Below are 19,978 nucleotides of genomic sequence, written 5' to 3'. Positions count from 1 at the left end.
CGTACATCCCGGCGTACGTCCTGGTCAGCGTTGACGGAGGAGCCCCCGTGAAGATCGGCGTCCCGCAAGAGATCAAGAACCACGAGTACCGCGTGGCCATCACCCCGGCGGGCGTGCACGAGCTCACCCGGCACGGCCACGAGGTGTTCGTCGAGAGCGGCGCCGGCCTCGGCTCCCACATCCCCGACGACGACTACACCGCCGCGGGGGCCAAGATCCTCGACGGCCCGGACGAGGTGTGGGCCGAGGGCGACCTGATCCTCAAGGTCAAGGAGCCGGTCGCCGCCGAGTACCACCGGATGCGCGCCGGCCAGACCCTCTTCACCTACCTGCACCTCGCCGCGTCCCGCGAGTGCACCGACGCGCTGCTGTCCGCCGGGGTGACCGCGATCGCCTACGAGACCGTCCAGCTGCCGGACCGGTCGCTGCCGCTGCTGGCCCCCATGTCGGAGGTCGCCGGGCGGCTCGCCCCGCAGGTCGGCGCGTACAACCTGATGGCCTCCAACGGCGGCCGCGGCGTGCTGCCGGGCGGCGTGCCCGGCGTCGCCCCCGCGAAGGTCGTGGTGATCGGCGGCGGCGTCTCCGGGCTGAACGCCGCGCAGATCGCCGTCGGGATGGGCGCCGACGTCACCGTCCTGGACCTCAACGTCGACCGGCTCCGCCACATCGACGCGATCTACCAGGGCCGGATGCGGACGCTGGTGTCCAACGCCTACCTGGTCGAGCAGGAGGCGCGCGCCGCCGACCTGGTGATCGGCGCGGTGCTGATCCCCGGCGCCAAGGCACCGAAGCTGATCTCCAACGACCTCGTCGCCGGCATGAAGACCGGCTCGGTGCTGGTCGACATCGCCATCGACCAGGGCGGCTGCTTCGAGGACTCCCGGCCCACCACGCACGACGCCCCCACCTACACGGTGCACGGCTCCACGTTCTACTGCGTCGCCAACATGCCCGGCTCGGTCCCCAACACCTCGACGTACGCGCTGACCGGCGTCACCCTCCCCTACGCCGTGCAGATCGCCGACAAGGGCTGGCGCCGCGCGCTGCACGAGAACGCCGCCCTCGCCAAGGGCCTCAACACCCACGCCGGCGAGCTCGTCTACGACCACGTCGCCGAGGCCCACGGCCTCCCCTACACCCCCCTCGCCTCGATCCTCGATTAGCGGCGGCGTGCCCCCTGGGCATTAGGGTGGGGCGCATGGGGGAGCTGATCTTGCTGCGGCACGGTGAGACCGAGTGGAGCCGGGACCGGCGGCACACCGGGCGCACCGACCTGCCGCTGACGGCGCGCGGCGAGGAGCAGGCGCGGGCGCTTCCCCCGCTGCTCGCGCCGCGGCGCATCGTCCGCGTGGTGGCCAGCCCGGCGGAGCGGGCCCGCCGCACCGCCGAGCTGGCCGGCCTGACGGTGGACGAGACCGACCCCGACCTGTGGGAGTGGGACTACGGCGGCTACGAGGGGATCACGACGGCCGACATCCGCAAGGACCGGCCCGGCTGGTACCTCTGGAACGACGGCGTGGTCCCGGGCGACGCCGAGCATCCCGGCGAGACCGTCGAGCAGGTCGGGAAGCGGACCGACGCGGTGCTCGCGCGGGTGCGGCCGCTGCTGGCGGACGGCGACGTGGCGCTCGTGGCGCACGGGCACGTGCTGCGGGTGCTGACCGCCCGCTGGCTCGGGCTGGAGCCCGCGCTCGGGCGGGCCTTCGCGCTCGCCACCGGGACGCTGTCGCTGCTCGGGACCGAACACGGCCACCCGGTGATCACCTCGTGGAACGTCCCGGCCGATCCGACCGCATAAAATACCCCTCGGGGGATCTCCCCCGGCGGGGCGTCCCAGGGACCCGCGCGGCCCCGGAGTGATTGCGAGGACGGAGATGGCGACCAGCGAGACCCCCACCCGCGGGTACACCGCCACCAAGGACCAGCTGCAGACCCGGCTCGCCCGGATCGAGGGGCAGGTCCGCGGCATCGACCGCATGGTGGCCGACGACCGCTACTGCATCGACATCCTCACCCAGATCAGCGCCGTCCAGGCGGCCCTGGACAAGGTCGCGCTCGGGCTGCTGGACGGGCACGTCCGGCACTGCGTGGCGGAGGGGACGCAGGAGGGCAAGGGCGAGGAGATGTCGACCGAGCTGATGGCGGCGGTCGGGCGGCTCATGCGCCGCGGCTGACCCCGCCGCACAGCGGGTCGTCGTTCCCGGCCCGCTCCATCATCTCCACCAGCGTCCGCCAGCCGTGCAGGAAGTGCTCGCGCTCGGCGGGGCCGAGCGCCTCCAGCGTCATGCGGAGCGGCCGCAGGCGCCGCCAGGCGAACCGCTCGACGAGCGCGCGGCGCTCCTCGTGCAGGCTGACGATCATGCGGCGGCGGTCCCGCTCGTCGGGGCGCCGGTCGACGAAGCCGCCCCGCTGCAGCTCGCCGACGAGCTGGCTGACGGTGGCGGGGCTGAGCGCCATGTGCCGGGCGAGGACGCCGACCGGGACGGGGCCGTTCAGCACCAGGCCGATCAGCACGGGGACGTGGCGGGGGCCGAGGCCGGCGGCCTTGACCAGCCCGATCAGCTCCTCGGCCTCCTCGTGCGCCCTGCGGCCCTTCATGCCGCGGAACATCCGGCCCATGATCTGGACCATCGTCTCCAGATCGGTGTCCACGGCGGTGTCCCCGGTGCTGTCCGTGCCGGCGCGGGCCGCCGCGCCGTCCGGCGCGCCACCGGCCGTGACGGCCGCGCCTGATTTCCCGGACATACCTTGAAGTTCAACACATTCCGTGCTGCAGTGTAAATACGTTGAACTTCAAGGCGTTTCAAGCATTTCACAACGGGGACACGGGGCAACCGGAACACACACGAGGGGGCCGACCATGGCCGAGAGCCCGCCCACCGACCTGGCGCCGCCGGGCGCGTCCGCCGCGACCGAGCGCCTGGATCCGCAGGTCATCCTGCTCGGCCTGGTGATCGTCTCCGGGACCGTCATGGCGATCCTGGACACCACCATCGTCAACGTGGCCCTGCAGACGCTCGGCAAGGACTTCCACGCGAGCCTGTCCACCATCCAGTGGACGATCACCGGCTACACCCTCGCGCTCGGCACGGTGATCCCGATCACCGGCTGGGCGGTCGACCGGTTCGGCGGCCGCCGGGTGTGGATGCTGTCGATCGTGCTGTTCGTCGCCGGGTCGGTGCTGTCCGGCGCGTCGTGGAACATCCAGTCGCTCATCATCTTCCGCGTCCTGCAGGGCCTCGGCGGCGGCATGCTGATGCCGACCGGCATGGCCATCCTCACCATGGCCGCCGGACCGCGGCGGATGGGCCGCATCATGAGCATCGTCGGCGTGCCGATGCTGCTCGGCCCCGTGCTCGGCCCCGTGATCGGCGGCTGGCTGGTCGAGGACGTCGACTGGCGCTGGATCTTCTTCGTGAACCTCCCGGTCGGCGCGCTCGCCTTCGCCCTCGCCTGGTGGAAGGTGCCGCACGAGCAGGAGGGGCAGGGCGGGGGCGGCTCCACCGCGCTCGACCTGCGCGGGCTGTTCCTGCTGCCGCCGGGGTTCGCGCTGCTGATCTACGGGCTGTCCACCGCCAACAGCAACGGCGGTTTCGGGAGCACCTCCACGATCGCGTGGCTGGTCGCCGGCGCCGTCCTCGTGGCGCTGTTCGTGCTGCACAGCCTGCAGCGGCGGGAGCGCTCGCTGATCGACGTGCGGCTGTTCACCGACCGGACGTTCGCGACCGCGTCCGTCGCGGTGTTCCTCGTCGGCATCGCGCTGATGGGCTCGATGCTGCTGATCCCGCTCTACTACCAGACCGCCCGCGGCGAGGGCGCGCTCGCGGCCGGGCTACTGCTGGCCCCGCAGGGCCTCGGCGCCGCCACCGCGATGCCGTTCTCCGGCGTCATCACCGACAAGCTCGGCGCCGGCCGGATCGTGCCGTTCGGCATCGTGCTGCTGGTGGTCGGGACGATCCCGTTCGCGCTGGTCGGCGCGAACACCTCCTACTGGTTCCTCGGCGCCGCGCTGTACGTCCGGGGCCTCGGCCTCGGCTGCACCATGATGCCGACGATGTCGGCCGCGCTGACCACGCTGGCCCGCTCGGCGGCGTCGCGGGCGAGCAGCACGCTGAACATCCTCGTCCAGCTCGGCGGCTCGGTCGGGGTGGCGCTGCTCGCCGTGATCCTGTCTCGCCAGATCAGCTCGCGGCTGCCGCAGGCGGGCGGCAACGGCGGCGCCGCCGGGGTGGGCGAGATCCCCGACCGGATCCGCGAACAGGTCGCGCCGAAGCTCGCGGACGCGTTCGGCACGACGTTCTGGGTGTCGATGGTCCTCACCGCGGTGCTGATCGTCCCGGCGCTGCTGCTGCCCAAGCACGGCAAGGACGACAGAGCGGACGCCACGGCAGGCGACGCTCCCCCGCCGATGGCCTGACCGGCCCCACGGCTTCCCCGGAAATCGTCCTGGGACCGCCGTCTCAGGAAGCCATCGACCAGGTGGCCAGGTCCGCCTCGTGCGCGCGCGTGAGGCGCCTGGCCCGCTGGGCGTCCGGCGAGTACCGGAACCGCTCCGGGACGACGTGGGTCGTCCGGTACAGGCCCTTGAGCGCCAGCGTCGCGGCCAGGTCGGACGTCGGCAGGCCCGGCAGCCCGTACATCCGGCGGGCCCAGCGCGGCAGCGTCGACACGACCAGCATCGCGACGCCCGGCGCCGCCAGCTTCAGCGGCATCAGGTGCTGCGGGACGGCCGGGCTGAACATCCGCTTCAGGCCCTCGCGGGCCTCCCGGCACGCGAAGATCCGCCGCCGCATGTCCGCGTAGTAGTCCTTCATCTCGGCGACCGAGCCGGGCACGTCCGCCGGGTCGAGGCCGACGACCTCGGCGGCGCAGCGCTGCTCGTCCACGAACGCGTCGGCGTCGGCGGCGGTCAGCGGCACGCCGGCGCGGCGCGCCACGTCGAGGTAGGAGTCGACCTCGCCCATGTGCACCCAGAGCAGGTTCTCGGGGTCGTCCACCGGGAACGTCTCGCCGGTGCGCAGGTCGAGGCCGGTGAGCTTGGAGTGCAGCTTGCGGACGCGGCGGCCCACCCGCTCGACCTCGTCGTGCGTCCCGTAGGTGCGCACGCGGACGAACTCGACGGTCCGGCCGAGCCGCGCCCACGCGGCGTCGGGGTTCATCAGCTCGGAGTTCTGCGCCGTGCCCCACATCGTCCGGGGGTGCAGCGCCTGCAGCAGCAGCGCCCGGATCCCGCCGACGATGAGCACCGGCTCGCCCATCACCCGCCAGGTCACCGAGCCCGGGCCGAACAGGCCCGTGTCCTCGCGCCGGTCCTCGCCGTCCCCGGCGCCGCCCTCCCGGACCTCGAACTGCTCGCGCACGTCGCCCCGCCTTCCTCTCCGCGGCCGAGGAAACCACGCCGGCCCCGGTAAATGAAGACTTACCCGGCTATGGCGTGCGTCACACGGCCGCGGCGCGGTCCGAGACACGGACCGAGACACGGTTCAGGGCGCGGTCGGGGCGGCGCTCAGTCCTCCGGCTCGTCCACCGCCTCGTCGCGCTCGCCCGGCTCGGTCTGCTCGGCGACCCAGGCGAGGTAGTCCAGGCTGCCCGCCACCACCGGCGTCGCGATGATCTCCGGGGTGTCGTAGGAGTGCAGGTCGGTGATCAGGGTGGCGAGCTCGTCGAAGCGGTCGGCGGTGGTCTTGAACACCACCATCCACTCCTCGGCGTTCTCGATCTCGCCCTCCCACCAGTAGGTGCTCGCGATCGGGCCGACGAGCTGGGCGCACGCGGCGAGCCGCTCGGCGACCGCCGACCGGGCCAGCCCGGCCGCCTCGGACCGGGCGTCGGTGGTGGTCGTCACCTGCACGTAAGACTGCGCCATGCCCCCACTACTTCCCGCTCGCCCGGCCCGCACTCGTCACGGGCGGGCGCACTCGTCACGGACCGGCGTGCTCGTCACGGGCCGGCGGGGCGCACGACGAGGGCGCTGCCGCCGCCGCGCCGGACCGGCTCGGCGACCGCCTGGACGAGCCCGGGCCGCAGGAACTCCAGCCCGGTCGCCGCGCCGATCACGCCCGCGGGCGGGCCGGGGAACACCTCCAGCCGGTGTCCGCGCGCCGCGAGCGCCTTGCCGTACTCGTCGATGAACGCCTGCTCGGCGAAGACCTGCGGGGTGTTGCGCTGGGTGGCGCGCGGGGCGGCCAGCGCGGTGGGCAGGTCCATGCCGAGGTCGAGCCGGTTCACCAGGATCTGCAGCACGGTCGTGATGATGGTCGACCCACCGGGGGTGCCGAGCGCCAGCTTCGGCCGGCCGTCCTTGAGCACGATCGTCGGCGCGATGCTGCTGCGCGGCCGCTTGTGCGGGCCGGGCAGGTTCGGGTCGGGGAGGCCGCCCGGCGCGGACGGCGTGAACGAGAAGTCCGTCAGCTCGTTGTTGAGCAGGAACCCGCGTCCGGGGACGGTGAGGGCGCTGCCGCCGAACTGCTCGATCGTGACGGTGTAGGAGGCGACGTTCCCCCACTTGTCCGCGACGACCAGGTGCGTCGTCTGCGGTCCCTCGGCGGCCAGCACCCGGGTCTGGGTGCCGGGCGGGACGCACGGCTGGTACTGCCCGTCCGGGCTGCCGGGCGAGACGGGCGCGGTGGCGGCCTGGTCCGGCTTGATGAGGCAGGCGCGCTCGCGGGCGAACCCCTGGGACAGCAGCTCGTCCAGCGGCACCTTCACCTTGGCGGGGTCGCCGACGTAGGCGCCGCGGTCGGCGTAGGCGAGCTTCGACGCCTCCAGGTAGTAGTGCAGCGCGGTGACGGGGTCGCGCGGGTCGAGGCGGAAGTTGCCGAGGATGTTGAGGGCCTCGCCGACCGTCGAGCCGCCGGACGACGACGGCGGCTCGCCGTACACGTCGTACCCGCGGTAGGAGACGTGCGTCGGCTGCTTGGACAGCGCCTTGTAGGCCGCCAGGTCACTGGTCTTCAGGACGCCGGGGCGGACGACGCGGGTCGCCTTCGGGTCGACCGGCGGCTTGGTCACGGTCTGGACGATCTCCTTGCCCAGTTCCCCGTCGTAGAGCCAGCCGATGCCGTGCTTCGCGAGCTGCTTGTAGGTGTTCGCGAGGTCGGGGTTCCTGAACACCGATCCCACCGCGGGGAGCTTCCCGCCGGGCAGGAACAGCTCGCGGGTCGGAACGATGTCGCGGAAGCGGGCCTCGTTCGTCGCGGTCTGGTCGTAGAACTCCTGGTCGACCACGAACCCGTGCTCGGCGGTCCTGATGGCCGGTTGCAGCAGCGCGCCCAGCTTGCGGGTGCCGAACCGGTGCAGCGCCAGGTCCCACTGGGCGAGGGTGCCGGGCACGCCGACGCTGAGCCCGCTGGTGACGGCGTCGGCGAAGGAGAGCGGCTTGCCGGTCGCCGGGTCGATGAAGTAGTCCTCCTTCATCGACGCCGGGCCGAACTCGCGGCCGTCCAGCGCGTACACCTTGCGGTCCTTGGCGCTGTAGTACGTCATGTATCCGCCGCCGCCGATAGCCGAAACGTACGGCTCGGTGACGCCGAGGGTCGCGCCCGCCGCGACGGCGGCGTCCATCGCGTTGCCGCCCCGCTTGAGGATCTCCAGGGCGGCGCGGCTCGCGTCCGGGTCGACGGTGGAGACGGCGCCGCCGTAGCCGGTGGCGACGGGCTGCTTGGCCGGCGGGCGCTGCCCGGGCGGCGCGGCCGGCGCGGGCGGGGCCGCCGAGGCGGCCGCGGGGACGGCGAGCGCGGCGGTGACGGCGAGGGCGGCGGCGAACGCGGTGCGGCGGAGGGCCTTCGAGGGCGAGGGGCGCTGTGCTGGGCGGGACACCGAACCTCCTGTGGGACGCGGCGTCCCTACGGTGTCACCGATCTTCACCGATCGCCACCGTCCGCACCGGCCGACCCCGGCCGTTCCCCCGGCCGCGCCCGGCCGCCGCCGCGAGACCCCGCTCGCCGGGAGGCCATCGATCGAAAGCGCTTTCCTTCGAAATGGCGGCATTTGGTGGGAACGGTCCACTAGAAACGGACTCGGCATCCGCCTCTCACCTGCGGCTCCTTCCGCCATACTGGCGGACCGGGGTTTGGCAGCATCCGACAACAGACGCTCGACAGCAATCCGCTGGAAAACGTTGCGATTATGGTCATACCTGGTGAATTCTTAGGGACTTCGACCACACCGTCTCTCGCGAACAGCGGCGCGGGTTCGGGCCAGGGGGGATACCTATGACCTGGGACGTCCGCATGCGCAACAACATGTTCCGCAGGCTGCCGGTGGAGCAGGCGACCGGCCGGCTGTACGGCGGCCGGCACCGGCTCCGGGTGGTGTACCGGACCCGGGACCTGATCGTCCTCGGGCTCGGCGTGATGATCGGCTCCGGCATTTTCAAGATCTCCGGAGAGCAGGCCGCGACCACCGCCGGCCCGTCGGTGATCATTTCCTTCCTGATCGCCGGCGGCGTCTGCCTGCTCGCCGCGCTGTCCTACGCGGAGCTGTCGTCGATCGTCCCGGTGGCGGGCAGCGCCTACTCCTTCAGCTACGTCGCGTTCGGCGAGATCTGGGCGTGGGTGGTCGGCTGGGCGCTGGTGCTGGAGCTGCTGCTCGCCGCGTCGGTCGTCGCGCGCGCCTGGTCGCTGTACGCCACGCAGGCGCTCGCCGACTTCGCCGTGCCCGTGCCGTCCTGGCTCGCCGGGATCATCGGGCAGGAGAAGGGCTTCGACCTGTTCGCGTTCGGCATCCTGGTGCTGCTGATCACCATGCTGGCCACCGGCAGCCGGATGAGCCTGCGCAGCCTGTGGTTCATGGTGATGGCCAAGCTGATCGTGATCGGGCTGGTCGTCGCGACCGGGCTGAAGTTCTTCCACGCCGGCAACCTCACCCCGTTCGTGCCGCCCGCGCGGCCCGCGCCCGACGGCGCCACCACCGTGCTGGACGCGGTGCTCGGCGCGGTCACCGGCAGCAAGCCGGAGGTGTTCGGGATCTGGGGGGTCTTCGCCGCCGCGCCCGCGATCGCGTTCGCCTACATCGGCTTCGACCTGATCGCGACCGCGTCCGAGGAGACCGACGACGCGCCCCGCAAGGTGCCGCGCGGCATGCTGACCAGCCTGGCGATCGCCGTCGTGCTGTACGTCGCGGTCGCGGTCGCGATGGTCGGCATGGTCTCCACCGACCGGCTCGACCCCGCCAAGCCGCTGCTGGCGACCGCGTTCGGCCTCGTCGGCGCGGACTCCATGGGCAAGATCATCGACGTCGGGGCGGTGCTGGCGCTGACCACCGTGATCCTGGTGGTGCTGATCAGCCTGACCCGGGTGGTGTTCTCCATGTCCCGGGACGGCCTGCTGCCCCGCCCGATCGCCGGGATGAGCCGGTACCGGGTGCCGTCGCGGGCGACGCTGGTCGCGGGCGGCGCGGCGGTCGTGATGTCGCAGACCATCAACGTGCTCACGCTCGAGCAGATGGTCGTGATCGGGACGCTGTTCGCGTTCCTGTTCGTCTCGGCGGCCGTGCTCGCGCTGCGCCGCGACCGCCCCGACCTGCACCGCCCGTTCCGCGTCCCGGCCGCGCCGGTCACCGCCGCCGCCACGATCCTCGCGACCGGCTGGCTGATGCTGAACCTCAAGGTGCAGACGTGGGGGTACTTCGCCGTCTGGATGGCCGTCGGCATCGTGATCTACCTGGTGTACGGCCGCCGCAAGAGCCAGATGAAGCTGCTGCTGGACGCGCCGCCGCCCGAGCGCCCGGCCGCCGCGCGGACGCAGGCGCCGCCGCCCGGCGTGGCGCCCTTCGATGGGTCCTTCGCGGGGCCCGGGCAGGGCGGCGGGTTCCCGGCGCCGCCGCCCGGCCCGTACGGGGCGGGGCCGCGGCCGAACGTCCCCGCGCCGGAGAGCCCCTATCCGACGGGCCGGTACTCGGTGGGACGCCGGCCGAGCGGCCCGTACGACCGTGAACCGTACGAGCGCGCCCCCTACGAGCGGGAGGCGCGCGCGCAGGGCGGCCCTGGGCAGGGGCGGTACGCGCGGGACGACGCGGCGGAACCGTCGGCCGATCCGTACGCGCTCGATCCGGGAGTGCCGAACCCGTTCGCGTCCGGTCCGCATCCGACCGGGCGGTACTCCGCCGAGCAGTTCGGCTCCAACCCGTACGAGGGCGGACGGTACGGCACCGGCCCCCACACGCGGGACCCGTACGTCCAGGAGCCCTACGTCCAGGAGCCCTACGAGGACGAGCGCGAGGAGCCGCCGTACCCGGGCGGGCGCCACCGCCGCTGACGATCACCCGCAGAGCGCCGTCTCCCCAGGTGGGAGGCGGCGCTCTGCGCATGCGCGGAGAAACGGGTGGACAGAGCGCCGCACTCCGGGTTATGTTCTTCTCATATCGAGATGAACTCAACCTGAGACTTACTCAGTCCGAGACCATGGAGGGGCCCGGATGTCCCCGGAACCGATGCGCGACGAGAGCGCGTTCCTCGCGAGCTACGACCCGCGCGCCTACGACCCCGTCGCCGTGACCGTGGACGTCGTCGCCCTCACCATCCGGGACGGCGCGCTGCACGTCCTGCTCGTCCGCCGCGGCGGCGCGCCGTACGAGGGGATGTGGGCGCTGCCCGGCGGGTTCGTCCACGCGGGCGGCCGGCGCGAGGCCGAGGACCTGCCGGACGCCGCCGTCCGCGAGCTGGCCGAGGAGACCGGCCTCAGCGGGAAGGACGGCGCGCTCGGGCGCGTCCACCTGGAGCAGCTCGGCACCTACGGCACCCCCGGCCGCGACCCGCGCATGCGCGTCATCTCGGTCGCCTACCTGGCGTTCGCGCCCGAGCTCCCCGACCCCGAGGCGGGCGGCGACGCCGCCGACGCGGCCTGGGTCCCGGTGGACGCGCTCGGCCTGACCGAGTCCGGCGACCAGCGGCCCGGCACCACCCGGCGGCTCGCGTTCGACCACGCGCGGATCCTCACCGACGGCCTGGAGCGGGCCCGCGACAAGCTCGAGTACACCCCGCTCGCCACGGCGTTCTGCGGTGCCGAGTTCACCATCCCCGAACTGCGCGCCGTCTACGAGGCGGTCTGGGGCGAGGAGCTGCACGCCGGCAACTTCCACCGGAAAGTGCTGTCGGTGCCCGGCTTCGTCGAGAGCACCGGCGCGACGTCCGACAAGGGCGGCCGGCGCGGCGGCCCCCGGCCCCGCCTCTACCGCGCGGGCGACGCCCGCCTCCTGCACCCCGCACTGCTGCGCCCCAGCCGCGAGGAAGAGATCAGGTGATGCCCCTATGACCAGGCACAGCGGGACGACCCGGGACCTCGACGAGGCGCTGGCCCGGCTCGACCGGGTCCGCGTCCCTGCCGACCTGTTCGGCGACGACGCCGCCGAGGCGGCGCGGCGCTACCGGCGGCTCGTCCGGCTCGTCCACCCGGACGCGACCGGCGGCCGCACCCGCGACGCGTTCGTCCGGCTGAACGCGCTGTGGCGGACCTACAACCGGTCCGACCCGACCGTCGTCACGACCCGCCGGCACTCCTACCGCATCGCGGGCGACCCCGTCTCCGGCGACCTCGCCGAGCTGTACCGGGCCGGGACGGACACCCGGCCGGGCGAGGTGCTGCTGAAGATGCCGCGCGACCCCCGCGACGGCGACCTGCTCGAACGCGAGGCCGTCGCGCTGCGCCAGCTCCCCAAGGACGGCGACGGGCGGTTCCTGCCGTACGTGCCGTACCTCGTCGAGTCGTTCCGCCACAAGGACGCCGCGACGGGGACGCAGCGTCAGGCCAACGCGGTCGCCGCGCTCGACGGCTTCCGCACGCTGGCCGAGGTCAAGGCCGCCTACCCCGGCGGCGTCGACCCGCGCGACGCCGCGTGGATGTGGCGGCGCCTGCTGGTCGGGCTCGGGTTCGCGCACCGCGCGGGCGTCCTGCACGGCGCGGTGCTGCCCGACCACGTCATGATCCACCCGGAGGAGCACGGGCTCGTCCTGGTCGACTGGTGCTACTCCGTCCCCGGCTGCTACTCCTACGCCGACGCGACCGGCCGCGTCCCCGCCCTGGTGGAGCGGTACCGCGACTGGTACCCGCCGGAGGTGCCGGCGCGGCGTCCCGCCAGCGAGGCCACCGACCTCTACATGGCCACCCGGTGCATGACCGACCTGATGGGCGACCAGGCGCCCAAGGCGCTGCGCGGGTTCGCGCGCGGCTGCCTGCTGACCGCGCAGAACCGCCGCCCCCGCGACGCCTGGCGGCTGCTGGGCGAGCTCGACGAGCTGCTCGAACGGCTCTACGGCCCGCGGCGCTTCCGCCCCTTCCACCTGCCCGTCACCCACTGAAGGAGACCACCCATGGGAAGCGGAAACTGGTCCACCGACGTCTACGCCGCGCGCGCGAGCTACCGCGCGTCGACCGGCGCCAGCGCGTTCGCCTACAGCGACGGCGGCGCCACCACCGTCCACCCCGACCTCGACCCGAAGGGCGTGAAGGTCCGGGAGAGCCGCGACTCCGACGACCACCCCGAGTCGCTGGCGATCGGCGTGCTGTTCGACGTGACCGGCTCGATGGGCGGCGTGCCGCGCACCCTGCAGACCAAGCTGCCCGACCTGCTCGGGCTGCTGCTGCGCAAGGGCTACGCCGCCGACCCGCACATCCTGTTCGGCGCGGTCGGCGACGCGACCTGCGACCGGGCGCCGCTGCAGATCGGCCAGTTCGAGGCCGACAACCGGATGGACGACGACCTCGGCAAGATCCTGCTGGAGGGCGGGGGCGGCGGCCAGATGCGCGAGTCCTACGAGCTGGCCATGTACTTCATGGCGCGGCACACCTCGATCGACTGCTTCGACAAGCGCGGGAAGCGCGGCTACCTGTTCATGATCGGCGACGAGCTGGCGTACCCGAAGATCAAGCGGCGCGAGGTCGCCAAGGTCATCGGCGACGACCTGGAGCGCGACCTGCCGATCGAGGACGTCCTGCGCGAGCTGCAGCGGATGTACGAGGTGTACTTCATCATCCCCGAGGGCGCCTACCACTCCGGCAGCCGCGAGCTGAAGGACTTCTGGCAGGGGCTGCTCGGCCAGCACGTCCTCCACCTCGACGACCTCGACGCGGTGTGCGAGACGATCGCGCTGACCGTCGGGCTCGCCGAGGACGCCATCGACCTGGACGAGGGCCTGGACCACCTGGCCGAGGCCGGCTCGGACGCGGGCGCGTCGGTGTCGCGGGCGCTGGCCCGGCTGGACGCGTCGCGCGCGCCGGTCGCGGTGTCGGCGACGCCGCCCGGCCTGGACGCCGCCGGGCCGTCCGCCACGACGCGGCTCTGAGGCGGGCACCGCGATGGGGCACGTCATCGTCGTCGACCTCGGGTTCGGGGACGCGGGCAAGGGCACGGTCGTCGACCACCTCTGCCGCACGTCCCCGGTGACGGCGGTCGTCCGGTTCAACGGCGGCGCGCAGGCGGCGCACAACGTCGTGGCCGACGACGGGCGGCACCACACGTTCGCCCAGTTCGGCTCGGGGACGTTCGTGCCGGGCGTCCGGACGCACCTGTCGCGGTTCATGCTGGTCGACCCGCTCGCGCTCGCCGCCGAGGCCGACCACCTGCGGCGGCTCGGCGTGACCGACGCGCTGGACCGGCTCACCGTCGACCGGGACGCGCTGCTCACCACGCCGTACCACCGGGCCGCCAACCGCGCGCGCGAGCGGGCGCGCGGCGCGGCCCGGCACGGGTCGTGCGGGATGGGCATCGGCGAGACCGCGTCGTACGCCCTCGCGCACGACGACGCGCCGCGCGCGGGCGACTGCCTGTCCCCCGCGCGGCTGCGGCGCCGGCTCGGCGCCCTGCACGACTGGTACCGGACGATGTTCCCGTCCGGCGAGGACGTCCCGGACGTCGCCGCCTGCGCGGACGCGTTCACCGCGTTCGCCGGGCGGGTGCGGATCGTCGACGGCGGCCACCTGCACCGCCTGCTCCGGTCGGGCGACGTGGTGTTCGAGGGCGCGCAAGGCGTGCTGCTCGACGAGTGGCACGGCTTCCACCCGTACACGACCTGGTCGACCACCACGTTCGCCAACGCGGAGACGCTGCTGGACGAGGCGGGCGGCGCGGGCGAGGCGGGGGGCGCGGGGGCGGCGGCGCGGCTCGGCGTCCTGCGGACGTACGCGACGCGCCACGGCCCGGGGCCGTTCGTCACCGAGGACGCGGCGCTGACCGCCGCGCTCCCCGAACCGCACAACGGCACGGGCCCCTGGCAGGGCGCGTTCCGCGCCGGCCACCTCGACGCCGTCGCGCTCCGGTACGCGCTGGAGGTCGCCGGCGGCGTGGACGGCCTGGCGGTCACGCATCTGGACGTCGCGGGGGCGCGTCCCGACCTGCGCGTCTGCTATGCCTACGCGACGCCGGACGGGCGGGTGGACCGGCTGCCGAAAGGTGGGGGCGACCTGGACCGCCAGGCCGCCCTCACCCGCCGACTGGCGTCGGCGCGGCCGGTCTACGCGCCGCTGGGCCGCCGTCCGGTCGAGACGATCGAGGACGCGCTCGGCGCCCCGGTCGTGCTGACCTCGCACGGCCCCGCGGCGTCGGACAAGCGCGCCACCGGTCAGCCGTTCTCGCGGAACCCGGGCACCTTGCGCAGGACCGCGTAGAGCACCGCCGCGAGGACGAACCCGACCGCGAACGTGATGTCGCCGAACGACGGGTGGTGGCTCGGCACGATCCCGACGTACTTCTCCTGGTTGGAGAACAGCCAGACCGACACCACCACGGCGGCCGCCATCGCCGCGGGCCCGGCCCAGCTGCGGCGCCGGACGTCGAACACCATCGCGTCCACCCGCGCGTCCGCGGCCCGCGCCGACCAGACCCCGCGCCGCAGCACCAGGTCGGCCAGCACCACGCCCAGCCAGGGCCCGATCCAGTACGCGATGACCAGCAGGAACGCCTCGTAGTCGTGGCCGGCGTCGTCCAGGCCGAAGTAGGCGACGACGAGCCCGACCGCGCCGAACGCCCCGGCGACCAGCGCGCGCTGCAGCCGCACCGGCAGCGGCAGCCGGATCCCCGTCGCGACGAACGACATCGACCCGGAGTAGATGTTGATCGCGTTGGCGCCGACCGCGCCGATCGCGATGACCAGCAGGGTGAGGTTCGCGACGAGCGAGGGCAGGTGCCCGGTGAACGCGCCGGTCGGGTCGGCGAGCGCCTTGCCGCCGAGCGTCGCCGACGCCGCGCCGACGATCTGCAGGACGGTGCATCCGGCGAAGACGCCGAGCCCCGCCCACAGGCCCGCCGCGCGCGGGCTCGTCGTCGCCGGCAGGTAGCGGGTGTAGTCGGCGGCGTAGGGGTTCCAGCCCGCCGCGTAGCCGAAGCTCGCGCCGACGACGATGAGGAACGCGCCGATCCCGCCCGCGCCGGCGCCCTCCGGCGCGGGCTCGCCGAAGTCCGCCTTCGCCAGGATGATCAGGGACGCGATGCCGAACACCACCGCCAGGACCGGGAACGCGTACCGCTCGTAGGCGTGCACGAGGTTGTGCCCGAAGAACGCGACGCCCGCCTGCAGCGCGACGACGATCGCCAGGCACAGCGGCTTCGGCATCCCGGTGAGGGTGTTGAGCGCCAGCGACCCGCTGACGCTGTTCACCGCGAACCAGCCGACGCCGCCCGCCACCGAGTTGATCGCGGACGGCAGCATGTTGCCGCGGTGCCCGAACGGCACCCGGCCGAGCACCATCTCCGGCACCCCGTAGCGGGGGCCGCGCGCCGACAGGACCGCGTGCGTCGCCGAGCCGAGCAGCGTGCCCGCCACGATCGCGGCGGTGGCCTGCCAGAACGTCAGCCCGAACGCGGCGACCGCGAGCACGCCGAGGAACACCGTCGCGAACTCCAGGTTCGGCGACGTCCAGGTCCACAGCAGGTTGAGCGGCCGGCCGTGCCGCTGGTCGAGGGGGATGAAGCCGACGCCGCCCGGCTCGACGGCGGCGACCCGGGCGCCGTAGTCGCCCTCGCGGACGACCACGCCCGCGGGCGCGCCTTCCTTTGTTTCCGTCATGGGGGGACCTTTCCGCGTGCTCAGGCGAGGGTGATGGCGTCGAGGCGTTCGAGGAGGAAGTCGTGCGCGCGCACGGCCGCGCCGCCGGCGGTGCGGCCGACGGGCGGGGCGAGCGGCTCGACGCGGGCGTCCGGGTCGCACTCGTAGAAGAAGATCAGCGACACGAGCTCCTCGTCCGGGGCGCTCGGGTCCGGCGGCAGGACGCGGTGCCGGTTGGACTTCCAGCGGCCGCCGGTCCAGTGGGCGAGCAGGTCGCCGACGTTGATGGTGAAGGAGTCCTCGACCCACGGGGCGTCCACCCAGCCGGCCTCCTCGGAGTGCACCTGCAGGCCGCCGACCCCGTCCTGGCGGTCCAGGACCGTGACGGTGCCGAAGTCGGTGTGCGGGCCGATCCGGAACTGGCCGGGCTCCGGCTCCCCGAGCTGCGACAGCGGCGGGTACCGGTTGATGTTCAGCGTGAAGGACGGGTGAAGGGCGTGCGCGGTGAAGAAGCCCGACGGCAGGCCGAGCGCGACCGCGCACAGCGCGAGCAGGTCGTCCGACAGCCGCTTCATCCGGGCCAGGTAGCGGGTCAGCAGCGCCTCCAGCTCCGGCACCTCGCCCGGCCACACGTTCGGCAGGAACCACTCGGCGTCGAAGAGCGGGTCGCCGATCGGGCGGTCCGCGCCGACCGCGAACGTCTCCTTCAGGTCCGGGGGCGTCGCGGTGCCCTCGGCGTACCCGTTGGCCTCGACGCCGGGCGGCAGCCAGCCGCGCTCCCCCACGGTCGCCGCGTACCGCCGCTTGGCCTCCTCCGGCAGCGCGAAGAACCGCTTCGCCGCGGCGCGGATGGCGTCCCGGTCGGCGGCGGGCACCCCGTGCCCGGTGACCACTAGGAAGCCGATCTCGCTCAGCGCGGCGTCGACCCGCGCGGCGACGGCGGCGCGGTCGCGCTCGCCGCCGTGGAACCAGGGGTCGAGGTCGATGATCGGGACGGCTTTCATGGAACGTTCCTTTCCCGGTGGGGTGCGGCGCTGCGCTCACTATCGCTTGCGATCAAGACCGGATCACCCCCCGAAACGGACATGAAACCGTCACTTCACGAGATTTAACCTGGCCGGAACACGCGGTGGCGGATGCCCTCCCGAGAGCCTCCCGAGAGCCGCCGGACGGCCTCCGGATGGCCGACATCGGACGCCCATTGACCCCGGGCCGCGGTGAGACCAAGATCTCCCCGAACGCCGCGGATCTTCCCCGGAGGTGGACGATGCGTGTCCTGTCCCTGCGCGCCCTCTCGGCGGGCGCCGCTCTGGTCCTGTCCGCGGCCCTGCTCGCCGTGACGCCGGCGTCCGCCGCCCCCGCCCCGGCCGCGCCCGCCGGCGACGGCTGCGACCCGATCGACCCGGCGTCCTGCCTGCTGCCGTTCCCGAGCAACTGGTACACCAAGCCCGACCCGCGCACCGCCACCGGCCTGCGGATCGACATGCGCACGACGCTGAAGAACGCGCTCGGCCTGCCCGTCTCGCCGGACGAGTGGAACCGCGCCGACGGCTTCTCCCCCGGGTCCGAGCTGCTCAGCCGCGTCCCGGGCGTCGACCTCGCGCGCACCGGCGCCGCCCCCGTCACCGACATCGGCGCGTCGCTCAAGCCGGACGCGCCGATCGTCATCGTCGACACCGCGACCGGGCAGCGCCGGCCGTACTGGGCCGAGCTCGACGCCAACGCGCCCGACGACCGCAAGGCGCTGATCGTCCACCCCGCGAAGAACCTCCTCGAGGGCCACCACTACGCGGTCGCGCTGCGGAACCTGCGCGACGCGTCCGGGAACCTCATCGAGCCGAACGCCGCGTTCGCCAAGATCCTCGGCCCGGCGCTGCCGTCCACCGACCCGCTCTCCGTCCGGCAGAAGGCCGAGAAGAAGGTGCTCGCGGACCTCGCCAAGCGCGGCGTGGGCCGGGACGGCCTGTACTTGGCCTGGGACTTCACCGTCGCCAGCGCGCGCAGCATCGCCGGGCCGATGCTGCACATCCGCGACGACGCGCTCCGCAAGCTCGGCAACCGGTCGCCGTCGTTCCTGGTCACGCAGGTGACGAACAACGTCGACGACAAGATCGCCCGCGAGGTGAAGGGCGTCGTGTGGGCGCCGAGCTACCTCGACCAGTACGGCGGGCTCCCCGGGTCCGCGTTCCACTACGGCAAGGACGGCCTCCCGTCCCAGCTGCCGGGAAACAACCAGGCCGTTCCGTTCCAGTGCGAGATCCCGAAGGCCGCGTTCGGCAAGCCCGCGAACCCCGCCCTCTACGGGCACGGGCTGCTCGGCAGCGAGGGCGAGGTCGACGCCGGGAACGTCAAGGCGATGGCCGCCGAGCACGACTTCGCGTTCTGCGCGACGAGATGGATCGGCATGTCCGAGGAGGACGTCCCGAACGTCGTCTCCGCGCTCGCCGACATCAGCCGGTTCCGCACCGTCGCCGACCGGCTCCAGCAGAGCATGCTGAACTTCGTGTTCCTCGGCCGCGCGATGACCCGCGGCTTCGCGGCGAACAAGGCGTTCCAGGACGACTCCGGCAAGCCGCTGATCGCGCCGGGCGCACCGCTCACCTACGACGGCAACAGCCAGGGCGGGATCATGGGCGGCGCGCTCACCGCGGTCTCCCCCGACCTGCACCGCTCCGTCCTCGGCGTCCCCGCCATGAACTACAGCACGCTGCTCAACCGCAGCGCCGACTTCCCCCAGTACGCCAAGGTCCTCGACCTGTTCTACCCGGACAAGCTCGACCAGCAGATCGGCCTCGCGCTGATCCAGATGCTGTGGGACCGCGGCGAGGCCGACGGGTACGCCTGGCACATGACCGACCACCCGTACCCGGGCACCCCGAAGCACCAGGTGCTGATGCACGTCGCGTTCGGCGACCACCAGGTCGCGACCGTCGCCGCCGAGGTCGAGGCCCGCACCATCGGCGCCCGGATCCACGCCCCGACCGTCCGGCCCGGACGCAGCCTCGACGTCGTCCCGTACTGGAACATCCCGACGTTCGGCGCGTCCACCGGCGGCTCCGCGATGGTCGTCTGGGACAGCGGCTCCCCCGCGCCGCCGACCACGAACACCCCGCCCACCGAGGGCCGCGACCCGCACTCCGACCCGCGCAGTAACGCCGACGCACGCAGGCAGAAGGCGATCTTCCTGACCACCGGGCAGACCGTCGACGTCTGCGACGGCGGCCCCTGCGTGATAACGCCCTGACCGGCTACTGAGAGAATCGGAGCATGCTCCAGGTCTGTCCGAACGGGAGCCGGGCGCAGGGCGTCCCGGTCACGCCGGACGAGCTCGCGGCGGTCGTCCGCGCGGCGGTGGACGTCGGCGCGCAGGACGTCCACCTGCACCCCCGCGACGCCGCCGGCGCCGACACGATGGACCCCGGCCACGTCGCCGCCGCCCTCGAAGCCGTCCGCGAGGCCGCGCCGGGCGTGCCCGTCGGCGTCACCACCGGCGCCTGGACCGCGCCCGACCCCGCCGAACGCGCCGCGCTGATCCGGTCCTGGACCGTCCTGCCCGACCACGCGTCGGTCAACTTCCACGAGGACGGCGCCGAGGACGTCGCCGCGGCCCTCCTCGACCGCGGCGTCGGCGTCGAGGCCGGGATCTTCTCCGGCACCGAGGCCGCCGCGCGCTTCCTGCGCTGGCCGCGCGCCCGCGAGGTGCTGCGCGTCCTCGCCGAGGTCACCGACACCGGCCCGGAGACCGCGACCGGCACCGCGAAGGATCTCCTGCACGCCCTCGGCACCGGCCACGGGCGGCCCGTCCTGCTGCACGGCGAGGACGGCGGCGCCTGGCCCGTCCTCCGGCTCGCCGTCCGCTTCAACCTCGACGTCCGCGTCGGCCTCGAAGACGTCCTCACCCTCCCCGACGGCACCGCCGCGGCCGACAACACCGCCCTCGTCCAGACCGCCGGGATGCTGCTCCAGGCATAACGGCCGGATCCGGCCCGACCGCCGGGGGGC

17 protein-coding genes are annotated in these 19,978 nt (G+C 73.4%); 11 read left to right on the top strand and 6 right to left on the bottom strand.

Annotated elements, in window-relative coordinates:
* Positions 1-47 precede the first annotated feature (47 nt).
* The 3 genes from ald (at position 48) to AB0C78_RS24015 (ending at position 2,174) form a co-directional block, all read left to right on the top strand.
* Positions 48-1,163: an alanine dehydrogenase gene (gene ald, locus AB0C78_RS24025; RefSeq protein ID WP_360751489.1), complete on the top strand. Its 1,116-nt coding sequence runs from the start codon at positions 48-50 to the stop codon at positions 1,161-1,163.
* Between the two features lie 35 nt (positions 1,164-1,198).
* Positions 1,199-1,798, top strand: a complete 600-nt coding sequence (locus AB0C78_RS24020; protein ID WP_360751487.1) for a histidine phosphatase family protein — start codon at positions 1,199-1,201, stop codon at positions 1,796-1,798.
* Positions 1,799-1,874: 76 nt separating this feature from the next.
* Positions 1,875-2,174, top strand: a complete 300-nt coding sequence (locus AB0C78_RS24015; RefSeq protein WP_151546637.1) for a metal-sensitive transcriptional regulator — start codon at positions 1,875-1,877, stop codon at positions 2,172-2,174.
* Here the strand turns inward: AB0C78_RS24015 and AB0C78_RS24010 are convergent.
* A complete protein-coding gene (locus tag AB0C78_RS24010; protein WP_360751484.1) occupies positions 2,158-2,745 on the bottom strand; it encodes a MarR family winged helix-turn-helix transcriptional regulator in 588 nt (195 codons plus the stop codon). The genes AB0C78_RS24015 and AB0C78_RS24010 overlap by 17 nt on opposite strands.
* A gap of 115 nt (positions 2,746-2,860) precedes the next feature.
* Between AB0C78_RS24010 and AB0C78_RS24005 the strand changes: the two genes are divergently transcribed.
* Entirely contained in the window at positions 2,861-4,417 is a 1,557-nt protein-coding gene (locus tag AB0C78_RS24005) for a DHA2 family efflux MFS transporter permease subunit (RefSeq protein ID WP_360751482.1), read from the top strand.
* Between the two features lie 43 nt (positions 4,418-4,460).
* On the opposite strand, the gene AB0C78_RS24000 is transcribed toward AB0C78_RS24005, so the two are convergent.
* The 3 genes from AB0C78_RS24000 to ggt all read right to left on the bottom strand — a co-directional run bounded on the left by AB0C78_RS24000 (position 4,461) and on the right by ggt (position 7,818).
* Entirely contained in the window at positions 4,461-5,360 is a 900-nt protein-coding gene (locus tag AB0C78_RS24000; RefSeq protein WP_360751480.1) for an oxygenase MpaB family protein, read from the bottom strand.
* A 146-nt stretch (positions 5,361-5,506) separates the two neighbouring features.
* Positions 5,507-5,866 carry a divalent-cation tolerance protein CutA gene (gene cutA, locus AB0C78_RS23995; RefSeq protein WP_151546635.1) on the bottom strand — a complete coding sequence of 120 codons (360 nt, stop codon included), beginning with the start codon at positions 5,864-5,866 and terminating at the stop codon, positions 5,507-5,509.
* Positions 5,867-5,940: 74 nt separating this feature from the next.
* On the bottom strand, positions 5,941-7,818 hold the full coding sequence (gene ggt, locus AB0C78_RS23990) for a gamma-glutamyltransferase (RefSeq protein ID WP_360751477.1): 1,878 nt from the start codon (positions 7,816-7,818) through the stop codon (positions 5,941-5,943).
* Between the two features lie 395 nt (positions 7,819-8,213).
* Between ggt and AB0C78_RS23985 the strand changes: the two genes are divergently transcribed.
* The 5 genes from AB0C78_RS23985 (at position 8,214) to AB0C78_RS23965 (ending at position 14,600) form a co-directional block, all read left to right on the top strand.
* Complete coding sequence (locus AB0C78_RS23985; protein WP_360751474.1) at positions 8,214-10,256, top strand: amino acid permease; 2,043 nt, start codon at positions 8,214-8,216, stop codon at positions 10,254-10,256.
* A gap of 160 nt (positions 10,257-10,416) precedes the next feature.
* Positions 10,417-11,241 carry an NUDIX hydrolase gene (locus tag AB0C78_RS23980; RefSeq protein WP_360751472.1) on the top strand — a complete coding sequence of 275 codons (825 nt, stop codon included), beginning with the start codon at positions 10,417-10,419 and terminating at the stop codon, positions 11,239-11,241.
* A 7-nt stretch (positions 11,242-11,248) separates the two neighbouring features.
* A complete protein-coding gene (locus tag AB0C78_RS23975; protein WP_360751470.1) occupies positions 11,249-12,295 on the top strand; it encodes a molecular chaperone DnaJ in 1,047 nt (348 codons plus the stop codon).
* Between the two features lie 12 nt (positions 12,296-12,307).
* Positions 12,308-13,279, top strand: coding sequence for a hypothetical protein (locus AB0C78_RS23970; RefSeq protein WP_360751467.1), 972 nt, complete (start codon positions 12,308-12,310; stop codon positions 13,277-13,279).
* Between the two features lie 13 nt (positions 13,280-13,292).
* Entirely contained in the window at positions 13,293-14,600 is a 1,308-nt protein-coding gene (locus AB0C78_RS23965; RefSeq protein ID WP_360751464.1) for an adenylosuccinate synthetase, read from the top strand.
* Here AB0C78_RS23965 and AB0C78_RS23960 read toward each other — a convergent pair.
* Together AB0C78_RS23960 and AB0C78_RS23955 are read right to left on the bottom strand one after the other, a co-directional pair.
* Positions 14,555-15,997, bottom strand: coding sequence for a cytosine permease (locus AB0C78_RS23960; protein ID WP_360751461.1), 1,443 nt, complete (start codon positions 15,995-15,997; stop codon positions 14,555-14,557). The genes AB0C78_RS23965 and AB0C78_RS23960 overlap by 46 nt on opposite strands.
* A 20-nt stretch (positions 15,998-16,017) precedes the next feature.
* Positions 16,018-16,980, bottom strand: coding sequence for a 2-oxoglutarate and iron-dependent oxygenase domain-containing protein (locus AB0C78_RS23955; RefSeq protein ID WP_360751458.1), 963 nt, complete (start codon positions 16,978-16,980; stop codon positions 16,018-16,020).
* A 263-nt stretch (positions 16,981-17,243) separates the two neighbouring features.
* Between AB0C78_RS23955 and AB0C78_RS23950 the strand changes: the two genes are divergently transcribed.
* Entirely contained in the window at positions 17,244-19,220 is a 1,977-nt protein-coding gene (locus AB0C78_RS23950) for a hypothetical protein (RefSeq protein ID WP_360751457.1), read from the top strand.
* Positions 19,221-19,243: 23 nt separating this feature from the next.
* Positions 19,244-19,948, top strand: coding sequence for a 3-keto-5-aminohexanoate cleavage protein (locus tag AB0C78_RS23945; RefSeq protein WP_360751454.1), 705 nt, complete (start codon positions 19,244-19,246; stop codon positions 19,946-19,948).
* The last annotated feature ends 30 nt before the right edge of the window (positions 19,949-19,978 follow it).

Source organism: Actinomadura sp. NPDC048394, from assembly GCF_040651755.1.
Lineage (GTDB): Bacteria > Actinomycetota > Actinomycetes > Streptosporangiales > Streptosporangiaceae > Spirillospora > Spirillospora montaniterrae.
Note: the sequence above shows the minus strand (reverse complement) of the source record. Positions and strands in the feature narration are given on the sequence as shown.

Bases quoted from the DNA above. Each gene is read 5' to 3' on its own strand.
- AB0C78_RS24020 (WP_360751487.1), top strand. From the start codon at position 1,199: ATGGGGGAGCTGATCTTGCTGCGGCACGGTGAGACCGAGTGGAGCCGG.
- AB0C78_RS24015 (WP_151546637.1), top strand. From the start codon at position 1,875: ATGGCGACCAGCGAGACCCCCACCCGCGGGTACACCGCCACCAAGGAC.
- AB0C78_RS24010 (WP_360751484.1), bottom strand. From the start codon at position 2,745: ATGTCCGGGAAATCAGGCGCGGCCGTCACGGCCGGTGGCGCGCCGGAC.
- AB0C78_RS24005 (WP_360751482.1), top strand. From the start codon at position 2,861: ATGGCCGAGAGCCCGCCCACCGACCTGGCGCCGCCGGGCGCGTCCGCC.
- cutA (WP_151546635.1), bottom strand. From the start codon at position 5,866: ATGGCGCAGTCTTACGTGCAGGTGACGACCACCACCGACGCCCGGTCC.
- AB0C78_RS23985 (WP_360751474.1), top strand. From the start codon at position 8,214: ATGACCTGGGACGTCCGCATGCGCAACAACATGTTCCGCAGGCTGCCG.
- AB0C78_RS23980 (WP_360751472.1), top strand. From the start codon at position 10,417: ATGTCCCCGGAACCGATGCGCGACGAGAGCGCGTTCCTCGCGAGCTAC.
- AB0C78_RS23975 (WP_360751470.1), top strand. From the start codon at position 11,249: ATGACCAGGCACAGCGGGACGACCCGGGACCTCGACGAGGCGCTGGCC.
- AB0C78_RS23970 (WP_360751467.1), top strand. From the start codon at position 12,308: ATGGGAAGCGGAAACTGGTCCACCGACGTCTACGCCGCGCGCGCGAGC.
- AB0C78_RS23965 (WP_360751464.1), top strand. From the start codon at position 13,293: ATGGGGCACGTCATCGTCGTCGACCTCGGGTTCGGGGACGCGGGCAAG.
- AB0C78_RS23960 (WP_360751461.1), bottom strand. From the start codon at position 15,997: ATGACGGAAACAAAGGAAGGCGCGCCCGCGGGCGTGGTCGTCCGCGAG.
- AB0C78_RS23955 (WP_360751458.1), bottom strand. From the start codon at position 16,980: ATGAAAGCCGTCCCGATCATCGACCTCGACCCCTGGTTCCACGGCGGC.
- AB0C78_RS23950 (WP_360751457.1), top strand. From the start codon at position 17,244: ATGCGTGTCCTGTCCCTGCGCGCCCTCTCGGCGGGCGCCGCTCTGGTC.
- AB0C78_RS23945 (WP_360751454.1), top strand. From the start codon at position 19,244: ATGCTCCAGGTCTGTCCGAACGGGAGCCGGGCGCAGGGCGTCCCGGTC.